The organism is Pontibacterium sinense (assembly GCF_015209595.1).
Taxonomy (GTDB): Bacteria; Pseudomonadota; Gammaproteobacteria; order Pseudomonadales; family Balneatricaceae; genus Pontibacterium; species Pontibacterium sinense.
The window spans coordinates 19584-33946 of the sequence record NZ_JADEYS010000020.1; the positions used below are offsets into that span (position 1 = coordinate 19584).

Genomic DNA, 14363 nt, shown 5'->3' on the forward strand with positions numbered 1-14363 from the left:
TTTTTTCTTAAGATCAGGACCTGTTCGCCTACCGGAGTCAGCAAAAAACCACAGCCGCCATGGAAGCAGGACGGTTTAAGGAAGAGATCTGCCCGGTTACTATTCCTCAGCGCAAAGATGACGACCTGATCGTGGACACCGACGACACCCACGCGCATCCACCGCGCTGGAAGCGTCTGGCAAAACTGTGCGTACCGTTTCGCGAAGACGATTCGGTAACCGCCGATAATGCCTCAGGCGTGAATGACGGTGCCTGCTCCCTGCTAATCGCGTCCAATGACGCAGCTGAAAAGAACGCCCTGACACCTACGGCGCGTATTGTCGCGATAGCTACCGCGGGCCTTGAACCCCGCATCATGGGCTTTGACCCAGCCCCTGCAACGACCAAAGTGCTGGAGAAAGCCGGACTGACGCTGGATCAGATCGACGTCATCGAACTGAACGAAGCCCTTGCTTCACAGGGACTGGCAGTGATGCGTGATCTCGGCCTGCCAGACGATGCACCGCAGGTGAACCCGAATGACGGCGCTATCGCCCTCGGCCACCCACAGGGTACCAGCGGCGCACGACTGGCGGCGTTATGCGCTTTGCACCATGTGTATTGGCGTTGGGCAGGGAATCGCGTTGATTATTGAGCGGGTCTGACATCTATGCGTCGACTGCGCTTGTGCTGTTAGACTTTTGAGGGCTGCTTTTTAGCAAAAGCAGCCTGATAGCACCACAGCCACTTGTTATCCACCTTTTGATTTTGTCAGAGCTGACCTTATCCCAAAGCCAGCACCGACTGCTAAGCTTGAAGTTAAGATTGTTTTAACCAGCTCTTGTTCACCCAACAACATGGCAGTAAAAACTAGGGCAACAACACAAAAAACCGTTGCACTAATGATAAATACCGAACGCTTATGAACCGTATCTTCTAGTTCCAATTCTCGCTGGTGCTTTACCTTTTCAAGATCAAGCTCTTTTTGTTGAGTCTCTTCTTTATGTTCTAGGTGTTTTACGAAAGCTTCGACTCCCTTTTCAGCAACATCCTCAATCGTGCTTGCAATGCGCTCAATGTTCGCAACTCGATCGTTGATTCTCTCGATTTCAGCATTTACAGCAACTAACTCTTGTTTCTCCAACTTTTGATACTTCCTTGTTGTTTACTTGTTTAGATTGGTCCTACCCACAAAAAGCAGGCACTTGGTTATGCGCATTTGTGCTTAGCTATCACTATGAGCCTTCCTAAAATGTTTATCCAAATTCTTAGGTTTTAAAGGAACCCTGCAAACAGGACACTTAATAAGGTTATTTAGGCTGCTTTTAATGCGTGTCGACTCTTCGCTGAAAACCACTTCGGGCTTTTTCTCTGGAGAAAAATTATATTTAGATTCGAGACGCTCAACCACCTTCTCTAAGGCTTGTATAATGTAAAGGCGGTTTGCTCCAAATGCATAATAGCCGGTTCTCATCCGCTGAATGGGCATTGAAGGATCGGATGACCGACACTTGTTTTTCAAGGCACCTTGATCAAGAAAAGTTATGGGGTACCTAAACTCACGTCCCTCACCATACCATTCCCCTCCAGGCCCCCAGTTTTGTATGTTGCCGTTGTAACAGCTATTTCCAATTATGGATTCCATCTCAGCGAGAATTTTTTTCTTTATATTTTCTTCCATGATCTAACCCTAATTTTTACTGCAATAACTAACGCCTAAAGCAGCAAGAGAGAAACGAGTTCGACTACCTTTTCGTGTTAGCTTTTTCCTTCAAGTTCAATTGCTTTAAGGTTCCATGAGTAGATGTCGGGCTCACACCTTTTCAGCTGGATTCTCATTGAACGACATAGCCCCTTAAACTCTTCAAGACCGTCGGAGGATACAACGCCACTTTTTGATATATTCTTGTACACATGACGGCCTAGATAAACTTCCTTAATTGCCCCTTCAGGTAACTTATAGCAATATATCGGCCTGCCCAAACTGGCAATACGTTTCTGATTCCAATCACCTGACGCATTCCTAAACTCCCCACCAAATGAATGATACCCATAGGGTGATTTCGATAGACTCTTAACAACCCTTACTTCCTCTTCGTAACCCCACTCTAGTGATTTATAGAGGAATGCACGCTTTACTATGTTGTAGAAGTCAGCTTCAAACCCCACCGTATCTAGGCCAATGCTCATCAACTCGTCAACAGAGTGTTGGAACTGACGTGATTTGGGCTTAGATGATGTGTAGATTACCTCGCCAAACTGTGCTGGAATAACAGAAGAAACATTACATGTAAATCCCGCTTTTTCGACATCAATACCTACCACCACGCCTTGGTGTGAATCGCCGTAATGCGACCACATTAGGGAATTCAGTGGCTGTCTCGTGAGTGACAGAAGCGCATATTTTCGAGAGAACCTGTTGCGATAGCCCCCAGCTACGATACTTGCAGGCATATCACCATCGGTGAAACCAAATGCAGTGCATTCAAATGGGTCATTCAGATCTTCGATACATGAAAATCCAATTGAATTATCTCCAACTACATCTATAGCTGTTTGTAGAGACATATACTTGTATAGGATCACTTAATGGCCTCAGATAAAACTAACATTTTAATTCTGCGCCAACGCGTTTTCGTTCCACACGACCGTTGTGGAAACCAGCATAATCATCTGAAGAGAAAGGAGTTTGGGTGTCGTATGTCTCTTCTCTTCCACTGAAAACGAGCATGCGCGTATTGATGCTTGGCTATGCGCGTTTTGCTGCACATCCATATCCGTAAGTGTCTAATATGTAATGGGTTTGGTTAAAAGGCAAGCAGGAATAAACGCATTGCTGGCAGAGAAACACGCGAGTTCTCTTCGGTTCGCCAAATACACTGTATAGACCGTCAATTGTGGCGTTCACCGAGGATGCTGGGCTAATCCGGTTTAGTGCGATTTATATCCCTTACCTTTGCCTTTCCCGTGATGCCCCGCCACCTCCGCATTCAGCCGATGGTACTCGGTCCAGTCGATTTGATTCCATTTCCCTTTATCCGCAAGGCGGGCCGCCTGGCGTTTGATCTCTGCCATACGTGCGTAGGCGCGGGCTTTGTTATGGTGTCCGTTGGATCGGGCGTTGCGTGCCTTAGTTTCATACTTTGATGCGGTGTTACGGAACTCGTCACCACCTTTCCCATTGCCCTGCGCGAACACCCCACCCGATAACAGTAGGAGTACTAAGCCTGTTATTAGCGTTTTCATCTGTTCGTTCCTCTATTCCCTAAAATCTCTGGATCGCACCCGGCGCGTTCGGGTAAGCGTAGCAGATTGTCGTTGCTTCAATAGCAGAGCTTCTACTACAGCTTACACGTGCTATCACTTCCTCTTATACACCCCTATATATCTATAGTATTTTTCAGATACCTGCGCCGTTGTTATCGTATTTTCATTCGCTGCCCGATGTTGTGTATCTCGCATCGGCTGCTTCACGCTGAAACCGAGACAACGCACCCATGCTGACAACACCTCAAGAATCCGCCCCTCTGTGTGAGGCCGCAGACCCGGATGTTCGCCCATCAGGCATTGTGCTGCCAGCCAATGCCTGTGACTGCCACGCCCACGTGTTCGGGCCGGTTGAAAAGTATCCGTATGTGGATCACCGCACTTACACCCCACCAGATGCGTCGTTCGCTGATTACCAGAAGATGCTGTCTACACTGGGTTTAGAGCGCGGTGTGATTGTGCAACCCAGCGTGTTGGGCACTGATAACCGCGCCACGCTGGATGCGGTGGCCGCCGGGGGTGATCAGTACCGTGCGGTAGTGGTGGTGAACGAAGATGTGTCAGCGCAGGAGTTGCAGGTGATGTACGACGCGGGCGCACGTGGCGCTAGGGTCAACCTGCTCTTTCGCAGCAACTTTCAGGTGGATAACCTGCGTACGCTGGCAAAGAAACTCGCCGACGCCAATATGCACCTGCAGCTCCTGATCGACGTATCTCAGTTTTCTGATCTCAAAACTACGCTGGCAGATCTGCCGGTGGATCTGGTGTTCGACCATATGGGCCATATGCCCACGACCGAGTCACAAAACCATCCCGGCTTTCAGGATTTGCTGGCACTCGTAAGCGAAGGCAAAGCGTGGGCGAAGCTCTCAGGTAGCTATCGTTTTACCCAGGAATCCGCAGCGCCCTATCAGGATGTCACCGCCGTGGCGCAATCTCTGATCAACGCCAACCCTGAACGTATGGTGTGGGCTTCCGACTGGCCGCATCCGCACATTCCAGTGGCAATGCCCAACGACGGAGATCTGCTCGACATGCTTTCACTCTGGGCACCGAACGCGCCCGTTCGCAATCGCATTCTGGTAGATAACCCGACACAGCTTTACGGCTTTTAAGCGCCTGTATTTCTCGCGCAACAACAATAAGTCCGGGACTGATCCCGGCGAGGACAGAAACCTATGCAATTAACTGCGCATCAACAACAGATGCTTGATGGCAACTTCGGCCCAGCCTACGCGTGGGCGATGAAGTTTCTGGTGGACACCGGCACCGTACTGGGCGCCGACCGCCTGATCCCGATCCGTTACGCCTTTTTTATGGCGGATACGGACGCTATGGGTGAGGCAGGTATCCACTTTATGGAAGAACTGGCACAGGCAGCACCGGAACAACGCATACCTGCGGCAAACCTCTATCTGGAAAGCCGTCACACCGCTCGCGAGTTGTTAGATTTTGGTCTGCCACAGTGGTTTATGGATCTGGATCAGCGCCGTCTGGATGCCATCGCCAAGCTGGGCTGCATCATGGAATATGGTCATATCAACAACCACTCCATCCCTGCCCCGTGCTTCGGTGAATCCATCGCCATGGGGTCTACACCTACGGCCATTTACGCCAACTCGGCACTGGGCGCACGCACCAACTTCGAAGCAGGCCCTGCCGCGCTGGCCTCCGCGCTGGCCGGATATGTGCCTCGCTGGGATTTGCATCTGGATGAAAATCGGGTGCCAAAGCGTGTATTCGAAGTGGAGCGTACACCGCAGAATCTCGCCGAATGGGGTGCGTTGGGTGCAGCTATCGGCCTTCGTCTGAATAATGCCAATGAGATCCCGCTGATCAAAGGACTGGATGAACATCCCGGTGCATTGGCACTCAACCATATCGGCGCATCCCTTGCCAGCTATGCTGCTGTGGGTTTGTTCCACGTTGAGGGTGCAACACCGGAGGCGCACCTGTTCACTGAAAGTGATCTGCCAACAGAGCGCCTGACCGGCACCGAGCTGGACGCCGTACTGAGTATCGAAAAACTGGATGCACAATCACTGGATCTGGTGGTACTGGGTGCGCCGCAGATGGGCTGGAGCGAAGTGGTCGAGCTGACGCAGCTGCTAGACGGAAAAAAGGTGGCGACCAACACCACTCTGCTCGCATTTGTTGATAACGGCAGCATCGAAACCGCACGCACTTTGGGCCTTGCCGACAAGTTGGAAGCGGCCGGTTGCCATCTACTGGATGGTATCGACTACTTCCAGTCAGGCTCTGAACCTATCCGTCAGGCCAACGGCTGGACCAATACCCTCACAGCATCACCGAAACTGGGCAACATCCTTAACGGCGCAGGTTACAACGCAGCGGCAACCACATTGGCCGTGTGTATTCAGTCAGCGATCGCTGGGAGGGTCGTCGCATGATCACGTTAAAAAGCACAAAAAAAGGGCTTGGCGTAGCTATTGAAGGGGAAACACTGGTACTGAAAAATGCCTTCTCCGCCCGTTACGACCTCGATGTAAAAACCGGTAAGTTTCTGCGCCCCGGTCTCGCGGAAGAAGATGCCTCTGTAGCAGGCAAAGTGCTGGTTGCAGATCGCGCTAAAGGCGGTGTTGCCAGTTCCTGGCTCTTACGTGAAATGGTCCGTCTGGGCACCGCGCCTGCGGCACTGGTATTCAACAACGCCGGTCCCGTGATGGTACAGGCTGCGGCTTTTGCCGGGATTACCTTGCTGGATGGATTCGAAGAGGATGTAACCGAAGCGATCCCAAACAAGTTGCAGGTAAGCGTTGATCCACAGGAAAAAACCATCACACCCGTATAACGACACGCTATACACCCGCCTACCTGAACGCAAAACCCGGCCTGAATGCCGGGTTTGTTCTGTCGGTATCAGCCAGTCTGGCTTTCTATCACTTGCGCCGAATACCAATTTTACGACCGATATTTTCGGGCTTCGGAATATTAGCCTGCGTTGCTGCCAGCTGCTCGATATTGGATTTCACCGCGGCCGGAAAGTCACTGCCCTTACGCTCTTTCAGATTTACACACATCAACATCTGCTCCAGTGTGGAGGCCAGATATTCACTGCCGTCGTCACTTTGAGCGTACATTTCAAAGTAAAGGTGCAGGCGCTTGCTGTCATGATCCAGCAGCTGCATACGCACATCAACCGGCTGATCCAGCACGACTTCATTGTTATAGGTAATGTGATTTTCCAGCACCATCCAGGAGATATCGGTTTCACGCGTGACCTCTTCACCCAAGCCCAGATCAGCGACCAGCTGCTCACCGGCGTGGTCGAAGATCAGCACGTAATAGGCAACATTCATATGGTTGTTGTAGTCCAGCCACTCCGATTTGATAGGAGTACTGTAGATGACAGGCGCTTTATCACTCATCAGCTAATTCCTTGACCCAAAATAACCATCCTACCGCTCTGCTTTCTCTTCTGAAAGACCACCTCAGTCTTCAAACAACCCAAAACTGAGGCATATGATTTGTAAAACACATTCACTGCAGCCAGCGCCATCGCAATACGCACAGCGTTAAAAAGCGCTGCTGGCAAAGCCTCCAGTCGAGAGCAATCCACGCTGGTCACTCACCAAAGACTACGGCCTTGATCAAACTGCAGTCTTCCGTTTTCTGCAACAGAACTTGCAAACAACAAAATATATAAAAGCCTTACAAGATGGTAATTTCTATACCTGTTCAAGCCAAATCGAATAGCTAACGACGTATTCCGAAATGGCAGCCGCTGCACCGGCTGTTCAATCTACTGGGATTGATCCGTGCTCGGACGACAAACCGGCGTAATTCAATCGATGTAAATTGGGAGGCGCGAATGGATCTCCGTTCACTAAAGTATTTTCAAGCTGTTTATGAGAAGAAAAATCTCAGCGCCGCAGCGCGTATCTGCTATGTATCACAACCGTCCATATCTTCTGCAATCCAGGTACTGGAACAGACGTTAGACACCACGCTGTTTGTACGGCATGCAAAGGGGGCAATCCCAACATCCGATGCTGATACGCTTTACGTGATGTCTAAGGAGATCACTGACCGGGAAAAATCCATCAAGCGCTATTTTGATAACAAGTCCGTGTCCGTCCCTTTCCGACTGGGTTTAATGCGGTCGCTGGGTTCGCAACGTATGAGCTGGTTGCTGAAAGAGCTGGATACAGAAATTGAGCACCTTGAACTCACTCTGGTTGATCCTGATGAGCCCTGTGACGCCCGTATTATCGACTCCACAGACTTAACCCGTGCAGAGGATTTCGCACCGATCTGGACAGACAATTACCTTCTGGCCATTCCAAAGTCCTTTGATCTGAGCGCCAATGATTTGATAGAACTGGAAGATCTTCAAAAGCTCCCGTTTATCAATCGTGAACCCTGCTCTGCGCTGAATGAACTCAGACAATCACTCGATGAGTTGGATATCGCCTACGAAACCCGCGCAAACATACGTACGGTGGAGTATGCACATTCATTGGTAAGCGCAGGCGTGGGGATCGCCCTGCTACCTGATTGGTACGAAATAATCAGTCAGGAAGATATCGTCATGAAACCGATCAGGGATATTAACGTTCATCGAACAATCGGGTTAGCGTACAAGAAAGGCAAAGCCGACGACATGCTGATACAAAAGAGCATTAACATCTGCGCGACGATCGGCCAAAACCAGCATAAGCCAATATATACGTAATCGATCAGCCAACCCGCTCAAATACAGGTGCAATCCGAACATGCCTTCCTCGGTAGCGTCGCTGCGGATTATTTTATGCCTTTATCCGCTAGAGACAGAAATGTATCATTCGTAGATAACACAATGATACATCGTGGAGTCGACTCCGTTGGCACGAACAAAAACTTCAGCACGACAAACCTTATTGGATTCGGCAACTGTACTTCTGGCCGAAAACCCCGGCGCGTCCTTTATCGAAATAGCAGAAGCCGCCGGTGTCGGGCGTGCCAGCCTGTACCGTCACTTTCCGACAAGAGACGATCTGGTACGCGAATTATGCCTTGAAGCACTAAAAACTATGGATGAAGCGGTCAGCCATATCTACTGGACGGCCAAGTCATCCGCAGAAGCACTTGAGATGACAATCAACGCAATGGTACCTCTGGGTGATCGACTCTATTTTCTGACCCGGATAGGAGAAGTCACTGATAAACAGGTCACGAAGGAGATGACGCGACAAAATAAGGACATGCTCCAACTCATCGAAGGCGCACAGAAAGAAGGTGTACTGGACGCAACCGTTACACCACGCTGGATTAACGGTGTGTTTACGGGTTTGATTTGCACCGCATGGGATGCAATGGCCCAAGATCAGGTATCTGCAAATGAAGCTGCCAGTCTGGTATCTCGTAGCCTGCTAAAAGGATTGTCTCCACTGCCTCAGGACACGCTCTCCTGAAACAGTAGAGCGCCTGCATAACCACCTCTCTATACGTTCATAGCCTCCGTAACGCCACCCTCCTTCAATGTCGTCACACCATAAGCGGCTCGGCACAGCCACGCTTACAATTTATTATGAGACATTTTTGTCTTGACCAACAATGATACAAATATGTACCATTACTTCCAGCTTAGAACGCAACATAAGATGCAACATACGGGTAAACAACCATGAACAAGAAAGTGCTATCCACCGCTGCTCTGCTCGGCATGACCGCAGTTACTGCAACAGCAGCCCCTCAGTCAGAAATGATGTTTAACGTGTTTGATACGGATAAAAACGGTGAGATTTCTATGACCGAGTATCGAAACGGTGGGATGGATGCAGAAGGCGGAAACTGGTCAGAAGGCTTAAGCACCGTGTGTACTGAACACGTTCTTAAATCAGCGGAACCCCAACTCATCGAAAGCTTTACCTTGCTGGACAGCAACAAAGACAAAAAAATCTCTCGCACCGAGTTCCTGAAAAATGGAGAAAACATATACAACCAGTACTGGGATACCTCCTTTAAGGAAGCCGATGGTGACAACAACGGCAAGCTGTCTCGTGGCGAGTTCAAGCAACAGACCAGCACCTACGTAGAAACGCTGAAGAAATCCTATGCCGACAAAGAGATTCCAACCGAGTGCAAAGCGGACATGGAATATTGGAGCACCTACTATCAGGAAATGAACCAATACATCGATATGGCGTTTGGTTATCTAGACCAAAACTCCGATGGATCACTGAGCTACCCGGAATATAAAGGCACACACCTCTGGAACTAAACGTTTCAGAGTCACTGCCCTATGGCTTTCACCCACCCGGTAACCTGAAATCTGGAACAACCTATGAATGGTATTAGAAGCACCCTTCACACAATCGCCCCTCTGCTTTTGGTCCTCCAGACATTACATGCCAACGCCAGTCCTCAGGACAGCCCGGACATGGTGGCAATCCCTGGTGCAACCTATGAAATGGGTTGCGACCCAAACACCGATTACGTCTGCTCATATGTCCCAGAGGAGAAACAGCACAGCGTCACCATCGATGCTTTCAAGATCGACAAATATGAAGTGACAACGGGTCAATACACCCGCTGCGTTGAGGCAGGCCACTGTGATATGCCGACGATCGGCGGCCTGATGCATTATGGGAACCCGGAAGCGGCTGAGTTTCCGATCAACGGTGTTAGCTGGTATCAGGCGCGTAAGTTCTGCGAATGGAAGGGGAAACGCCTGCCAACCTCAGCGGAATGGGAGCTCGCGGCCAGAGGGACGGATGGTCGCACCTACCCCTGGGGATTTGAAGAACCGGACTGTACACGCACGGTGATGGACCGCGCCAACGCAGGCTATCTGGGGTGTGGTACCGGAGATACCCTCAACGTAGGTTCCAAACCTAAAGGGGCCTCGCCATATGGCGTTATGGACATGGCCGGTAATGTATGGGAATGGACCTCGGACTGGTATGACGAAAGCTATTACTTTAATAGCCCCCGCAACAATCCTAAGGGCCCGAAGCATGGAGAGCTGAAAATAACACGCGGAGGTGATTTCATGAGTCGGCAGGGTTATGAGCTACGCGCTACCGGACGATTTCCTTACTACCCATCCAACCCCAGCCCGGCCATCGGATTCCGCTGCGCGAAGTAAAAACAGGACACTGATTTATGACTCAACTCAACATCAGCCATATCGTATTGACCAGCTCAGTTCTATTACTGAGTAACGCTGCAGCCGCCGCACCAGATTATAAAGAGATGGTCTCCGTCCCGGCCGGTGAGTTTGAAATGGGATGCAAGACATCCGATGGGATCTATTGCCTGCCTGGAACCACACCACATAAGGTGTATCTGGATGCCTTCAAAATCGATAAACATCTGGTGACCTTTGATCGGTATCAGAGCTGTATCGATGCAGGTTCCTGTACTGATCCCTATATGGGTGCGGCCTGCAACTATGGAATGCCCTGGGCGGGCAACCATCCGGTCAACTGCATCACTTATAAACAGGCAGAAGATGTGTGCCGTTTCGAAAATAAACGCCTGCCAACAGAAGCCGAATGGGCTAAAGCTGCACGCGGCCCAAGCAGCTTTCTATTTCCATGGGGTAATGCGCCTGCGCCTTCATGTGACCGTGTCGTAATGAACGAAAAACGTGGCGACAAAATGGGACCGGGGTGCGGCGCGGGGACAACATTGCCTGTGGGCAGCAAACCAGAGGGGGCCTCTCCCTACGGCGCGCTGGATATGGCGGGGAATCTCTTCGAATGGACCAGTGACTGGTACTCGGAAACCTATTTCGCCAACAGCCCCGTTAAAAACCCTAAAGGTCCAGAGCACGGTGAAGCCAAAGTATTGCGGGGCAGCGCCTGGACAGCACGCTTTAAGGACGGTGTTGCTCTGACCGTACGCTCTGCATACGCGCCTCTGGGACAGGGATATGTTGTTGGCGCCCGGTGCGCAGCATCATCGGATTGATCTCGCGATTATTTTCGCAGACTTGGAATTGGATACGCCCCTATCTAACCGGTTGGTCAAGGGGCGTAGGATGTGGGGAAAAAAGCAGTTAATGTCCTACGTTTGATTTCACAGGAGCAACACGCTCCCTGAACTGCTGCACCCCTGCGGAAGCGCGCTGCGTATCAACGCACAGATGACTAAACAGCCTGTTTCCCCACATCAAAGCACCTGACGTGTACTTGAATACATCGGGCACAATCAGCCATTCACTTATCCAAACGCCACCGGAACGTTCATGCTGATGCATGTTGGTTTCCTGGATAGCCGCAGATTGCTGCCTGCCCAGACGTGCAATAGCCTCCATGAACTCAGAGCCTCGCTGATTGCGTTTGTGTGCCATTGAAGAAGAGCTGCCTTTGCCCGCTTCATATCCTTCAAACAGCTCTCCTATTTCTGACGAAGAGAGCAGATTAATATTGTGGGCAATCTTACACAGGCTACCGCACAGCATCCCGAGCGCGGCAACGATTTCACCCACCCCATCTCTCGCATTCTGCCAATGAGGCTCAGCAACATGAAGATCCAACGCGGCTGCCAGAGACTGTTTTAACTGCCTGCCCTGATCCGCAGGAAAAGCACGCAGATCCCCGACCGGGCCACCGCACTGAACATTCAGTCCCCGACCCGCCGCATCCTTTAAGCAATCACGACGCCGCTTCAGTTCAGATTTCCATACGTCTAACTTGGCGCCCAACGTCATTTCTACAGCATGCTGCCCATTGGTGCGGCCGATGATCTCGGTTGCACCAAACGCGTCTCCGAACTGTTCGATATGAGATAACAATCGATCCAGTTCGGCGTCCACCAACAGCAACCCTCGGTGCATCTGAAGCACCATCGCCGTATCCATAATATCCTGAGTGGTAGAGCCGAAGTGGACGGAAGCAGCCTGCGGTGTACCCACCGCCGCGCGCAGCTGCTTCACCAGCCCTACAATCGGACGCCCGACCAGAGCCATATCATCCTGCAGACACGCTGTATCAAGATCACTGGCTTTGAGACTCTGGAGTTTTTCAGACACCTCAGGATCGATAATTCCCATCTCCGCCTGACATGCTGCCAAGGCCTGCTCGACCTGCAACCAACTGGATACAGTATTGTCTTCAGACCAGATCTTGCCCATCTCTGCAGAGACAAACTGATCACGGTAGATGGAGAAATCAAGCATCTTCCAGCCCCCCTGCCAGTTCGCGCTTTCTTTCGCGACGCATGCTGTGCACACGGAACAGGATTGCACCAACACCCAACAACAGGAACGCCAATGCGATAGGTCGTTCGAAGAATACTAAGATGCCGCTGTCTGACACCAGCAGCGCCTGACGGAATGACTCTTCTGCACCTTTTGCCAGAACAAAGGAGATGACAAACGCCGCCGTATTGAAGTCATATTTGCGCATCAGCCAACCGACAACACCCGCACACACCATCACCAGCACATCAAACATTGAACCACGTGCGGAGTACGCCGCGATAAAGCTGGTCAGGAAGATCATCGGATAGAGCACGTTCGAAGGAATGCGCAAAATCAGCTTAGCAACATGCGATGCACCAAAGTACCCGATAATGCCGTAAGCGAAGATACCCAGCAGGCCACAGGCGAACAGCTGATAGATCAGTTCCTTAGACGTGATAAACAGTGTCGGACCCACCTGAATGCCGTGGATAAGGAATACCCCCAACAGGATCGCCCCGATGGTGGAACCCGGAATTCCCAAGGTCAGCAACGGTGCCATGGACGGACCTGAAACCGCGTTGTTCGCAGATTCTGGAGCGGCGATCCCTTCAAGCGCACCTTTACCCCACTGCTCAGGGTTTGTAGCGCGTCGCTTGCCTTCACCGTAGGAAACAAATGCTGCTATCGCAGATCCCAGCCCCGGCAAAATACCGATGGCCGCCCCAATAAAACCACCCCGCACTGCATGCGGCAGACACGGCTTGTACTCTTTCCAGGTCAGGCCATCATGATCGTCATCGTGTTCACTGGTCTCAAGGCTTTCCACCTTTTGCTGGCGTTTTTCCAGCTGATCAAACACTTCACCCAGTACAAAGATACCAATCATCAGTGGCACCAGACCGATACCGTTGGTCAGGTCAAAGGTCCCAAAGGTAAATCGCTCCTCACCCGAGATCGGATCCAGACCTACGGTCGCAATCAATACCCCAAACAGCGCACTGACCAGCCCCTTCACAATAGACTTTCCAATCACCGAACCGATCACGACAAATGCGGCAAAATAGATCGCAAAGGTTTCCGGTGGCCCCAGCTTTAGCGCCAGTGCGGCAATCGCACCTACACCAACGATCAGCATGATATCGCCCATAAAATCGCCGATTACTGAGGAGATCGTTGCGGTTTTCATTGCCTTACCCGCCTTACCTTGTCGGGCCAGAGGGTAACCATCCAGCTGGGTCGCCGCAGAAGCAGCAGTGCCGGGGGTGTTAAAAAGAATCGCCGCAATGGACCCGCCGTACCGACCGGACTTCCCGATGACATACAGAAACGCGAGGGCAAAGAGCGGATCCATGTAGTAAGTGATCGGCAACAACATCGCGATAGCCGCGGCTGCTGTCAGCCCCGGCGTCGCGCCAACAATCATTCCTACCACGGCCGCTAATAGAATTGCGCCGATCAGGCTAGGGGTCGCAAAGACGAAACTGAGCGCAGAAAAAATCTCCATTGTCTTAACTCCTAATCAGATCAAGTGGTTCAAAAACGCTGCCGTAGGGTGGAAAAACGCCAAGCAACTCGAAAAACAGAAGGTGGAACACCAGTGGACACAGCACCATCGATACCGCGAGACCCACCACACTTCGAATACCAAAGATGTACAGCATCACCGGGGCGATCAACGCCGTGGGCAATAGATATCCAAATGCCACCATCGCGTATTGATATACGAATGCCAGCACCGCAACAGCGATCACCGTCTTAACCGTGGAGGGCGATTGAGCGACGGTTCCGACACTGCTGACCGCAACCTCCTTCAGTTTTCCAATTACCATCAACACCCCACCCAGCGTGAGGCCCACTGCAACAACCATAGGAACCAGGCCCGCCCAGGTTTCACCGTCCTGAGCCGGGGGCACTTGGTATGCCCCCCAAACTGCACCCAGACCTATCAGGGCAACAACGGCCCCTTCCGTAATATTACGCATA

16 protein-coding genes and 1 pseudogene are annotated in these 14363 nt (G+C 51.2%); 9 read left to right on the top strand and 8 right to left on the bottom strand.

The features are described from left to right. Window positions 1–11 precede the first annotated feature (11 nt). A pseudogene (locus IOQ59_RS16850) lies at window positions 12–645 on the top strand (thiolase family protein); the annotation flags it as partial. An 86-nt stretch (window positions 646–731) separates the two neighbouring features. On the opposite strand, the gene IOQ59_RS16855 reads toward IOQ59_RS16850, so the two are convergent. From IOQ59_RS16855 to IOQ59_RS16870, 4 genes are all read right to left on the bottom strand, one after another. Next, window positions 732–1124, bottom strand: a complete 393-nt coding sequence (locus IOQ59_RS16855; protein ID WP_193954628.1) for a hypothetical protein — start codon at window positions 1122–1124, stop codon at window positions 732–734. 81 nt (window positions 1125–1205) lie between these two features. After that, entirely contained in the window at window positions 1206–1661 is a 456-nt protein-coding gene (locus IOQ59_RS16860; RefSeq protein ID WP_193954629.1) for a hypothetical protein, read from the bottom strand. Between the two features lie 77 nt (window positions 1662–1738). Continuing rightward, complete coding sequence (locus IOQ59_RS16865) at window positions 1739–2566, bottom strand: DUF2971 domain-containing protein (protein ID WP_193954630.1); 828 nt, start codon at window positions 2564–2566, stop codon at window positions 1739–1741. A 345-nt stretch (window positions 2567–2911) separates the two neighbouring features. Then, complete coding sequence (locus IOQ59_RS16870; RefSeq protein ID WP_193954631.1) at window positions 2912–3226, bottom strand: hypothetical protein; 315 nt, start codon at window positions 3224–3226, stop codon at window positions 2912–2914. A gap of 251 nt (window positions 3227–3477) precedes the next feature. Here IOQ59_RS16870 and IOQ59_RS16875 point away from each other — a divergent pair, with 251 nt between their 5' ends. From IOQ59_RS16875 to IOQ59_RS16885, 3 genes are all read left to right on the top strand, one after another. Further along, a complete protein-coding gene (locus tag IOQ59_RS16875; protein WP_193954632.1) occupies window positions 3478–4362 on the top strand; it encodes an amidohydrolase family protein in 885 nt (294 codons plus the stop codon). Window positions 4363–4425: 63 nt separating this feature from the next. Further along, window positions 4426–5658, top strand: coding sequence for an aconitase X (locus IOQ59_RS16880; protein ID WP_193954633.1), 1233 nt, complete (start codon window positions 4426–4428; stop codon window positions 5656–5658). Further along, entirely contained in the window at window positions 5655–6059 is a 405-nt protein-coding gene (locus tag IOQ59_RS16885; protein WP_193954634.1) for an aconitase X swivel domain-containing protein, read from the top strand. The genes IOQ59_RS16880 and IOQ59_RS16885 overlap by 4 nt, the downstream gene beginning before the upstream one ends. A gap of 88 nt (window positions 6060–6147) precedes the next feature. On the opposite strand, the gene IOQ59_RS16890 is transcribed toward IOQ59_RS16885, so the two are convergent. Further along, window positions 6148–6636, bottom strand: coding sequence for a thioesterase family protein (locus IOQ59_RS16890; RefSeq protein WP_193954635.1), 489 nt, complete (start codon window positions 6634–6636; stop codon window positions 6148–6150). A gap of 443 nt (window positions 6637–7079) precedes the next feature. Here IOQ59_RS16890 and IOQ59_RS16895 point away from each other — a divergent pair, with 443 nt between their 5' ends. The 5 genes from IOQ59_RS16895 to IOQ59_RS16915 all read left to right on the top strand — a co-directional run bounded on the left by IOQ59_RS16895 (window position 7080) and on the right by IOQ59_RS16915 (window position 11164). After that, entirely contained in the window at window positions 7080–7943 is an 864-nt protein-coding gene (locus IOQ59_RS16895; RefSeq protein ID WP_193954636.1) for a LysR family transcriptional regulator, read from the top strand. A gap of 148 nt (window positions 7944–8091) precedes the next feature. Then, a complete protein-coding gene (locus IOQ59_RS16900; RefSeq protein ID WP_193954637.1) occupies window positions 8092–8661 on the top strand; it encodes a TetR/AcrR family transcriptional regulator in 570 nt (189 codons plus the stop codon). A 212-nt stretch (window positions 8662–8873) separates the two neighbouring features. Continuing rightward, window positions 8874–9470, top strand: coding sequence for an EF-hand domain-containing protein (locus IOQ59_RS16905; RefSeq protein ID WP_228050975.1), 597 nt, complete (start codon window positions 8874–8876; stop codon window positions 9468–9470). A 63-nt stretch (window positions 9471–9533) separates the two neighbouring features. Continuing rightward, on the top strand, window positions 9534–10337 hold the full coding sequence (locus IOQ59_RS16910; protein WP_193954638.1) for a formylglycine-generating enzyme family protein: 804 nt from the start codon (window positions 9534–9536) through the stop codon (window positions 10335–10337). Window positions 10338–10354: 17 nt separating this feature from the next. Beyond that, window positions 10355–11164, top strand: a complete 810-nt coding sequence (locus IOQ59_RS16915; protein ID WP_193954639.1) for a formylglycine-generating enzyme family protein — start codon at window positions 10355–10357, stop codon at window positions 11162–11164. A gap of 88 nt (window positions 11165–11252) precedes the next feature. Here the strand turns inward: IOQ59_RS16915 and IOQ59_RS16920 are convergent, their stop codons facing one another. Genes IOQ59_RS16920 through IOQ59_RS16930 form a run of 3 tightly spaced genes read right to left on the bottom strand, consistent with a single transcriptional unit; the run spans window position 11253 to window position 14362 of the window. After that, a complete protein-coding gene (locus IOQ59_RS16920) occupies window positions 11253–12374 on the bottom strand; it encodes a lyase family protein (RefSeq protein ID WP_193954640.1) in 1122 nt (373 codons plus the stop codon). Beyond that, entirely contained in the window at window positions 12367–13884 is a 1518-nt protein-coding gene (locus tag IOQ59_RS16925) for a tripartite tricarboxylate transporter permease (RefSeq protein ID WP_193954641.1), read from the bottom strand. The genes IOQ59_RS16920 and IOQ59_RS16925 overlap by 8 nt, the downstream gene beginning before the upstream one ends. A 4-nt stretch (window positions 13885–13888) precedes the next feature. After that, window positions 13889–14362 carry a tripartite tricarboxylate transporter TctB family protein gene (locus IOQ59_RS16930; RefSeq protein ID WP_193954642.1) on the bottom strand — a complete coding sequence of 158 codons (474 nt, stop codon included), beginning with the start codon at window positions 14360–14362 and terminating at the stop codon, window positions 13889–13891. Between the last annotated feature and the right edge of the window lies 1 nt (window position 14363).

Coding starts and splice junctions, on each gene's coding strand:
- IOQ59_RS16860 (WP_193954629.1), bottom strand. CDS start 1,661: ATGGAAGAAAATATAAAGAAAAAAATTCTCGCTGAGATGGAATCCATA.
- IOQ59_RS16870 (WP_193954631.1), bottom strand. CDS start 3,226: ATGAAAACGCTAATAACAGGCTTAGTACTCCTACTGTTATCGGGTGGG.
- IOQ59_RS16875 (WP_193954632.1), top strand. CDS start 3,478: ATGCTGACAACACCTCAAGAATCCGCCCCTCTGTGTGAGGCCGCAGAC.
- IOQ59_RS16880 (WP_193954633.1), top strand. CDS start 4,426: ATGCAATTAACTGCGCATCAACAACAGATGCTTGATGGCAACTTCGGC.
- IOQ59_RS16885 (WP_193954634.1), top strand. CDS start 5,655: ATGATCACGTTAAAAAGCACAAAAAAAGGGCTTGGCGTAGCTATTGAA.
- IOQ59_RS16890 (WP_193954635.1), bottom strand. CDS start 6,636: ATGAGTGATAAAGCGCCTGTCATCTACAGTACTCCTATCAAATCGGAG.
- IOQ59_RS16895 (WP_193954636.1), top strand. CDS start 7,080: ATGGATCTCCGTTCACTAAAGTATTTTCAAGCTGTTTATGAGAAGAAA.
- IOQ59_RS16905 (WP_228050975.1), top strand. CDS start 8,874: ATGAACAAGAAAGTGCTATCCACCGCTGCTCTGCTCGGCATGACCGCA.
- IOQ59_RS16910 (WP_193954638.1), top strand. CDS start 9,534: ATGAATGGTATTAGAAGCACCCTTCACACAATCGCCCCTCTGCTTTTG.
- IOQ59_RS16915 (WP_193954639.1), top strand. CDS start 10,355: ATGACTCAACTCAACATCAGCCATATCGTATTGACCAGCTCAGTTCTA.
- IOQ59_RS16920 (WP_193954640.1), bottom strand. CDS start 12,374: ATGCTTGATTTCTCCATCTACCGTGATCAGTTTGTCTCTGCAGAGATG.
- IOQ59_RS16925 (WP_193954641.1), bottom strand. CDS start 13,884: ATGGAGATTTTTTCTGCGCTCAGTTTCGTCTTTGCGACCCCTAGCCTG.
- IOQ59_RS16930 (WP_193954642.1), bottom strand. CDS start 14,362: ATGCGTAATATTACGGAAGGGGCCGTTGTTGCCCTGATAGGTCTGGGT.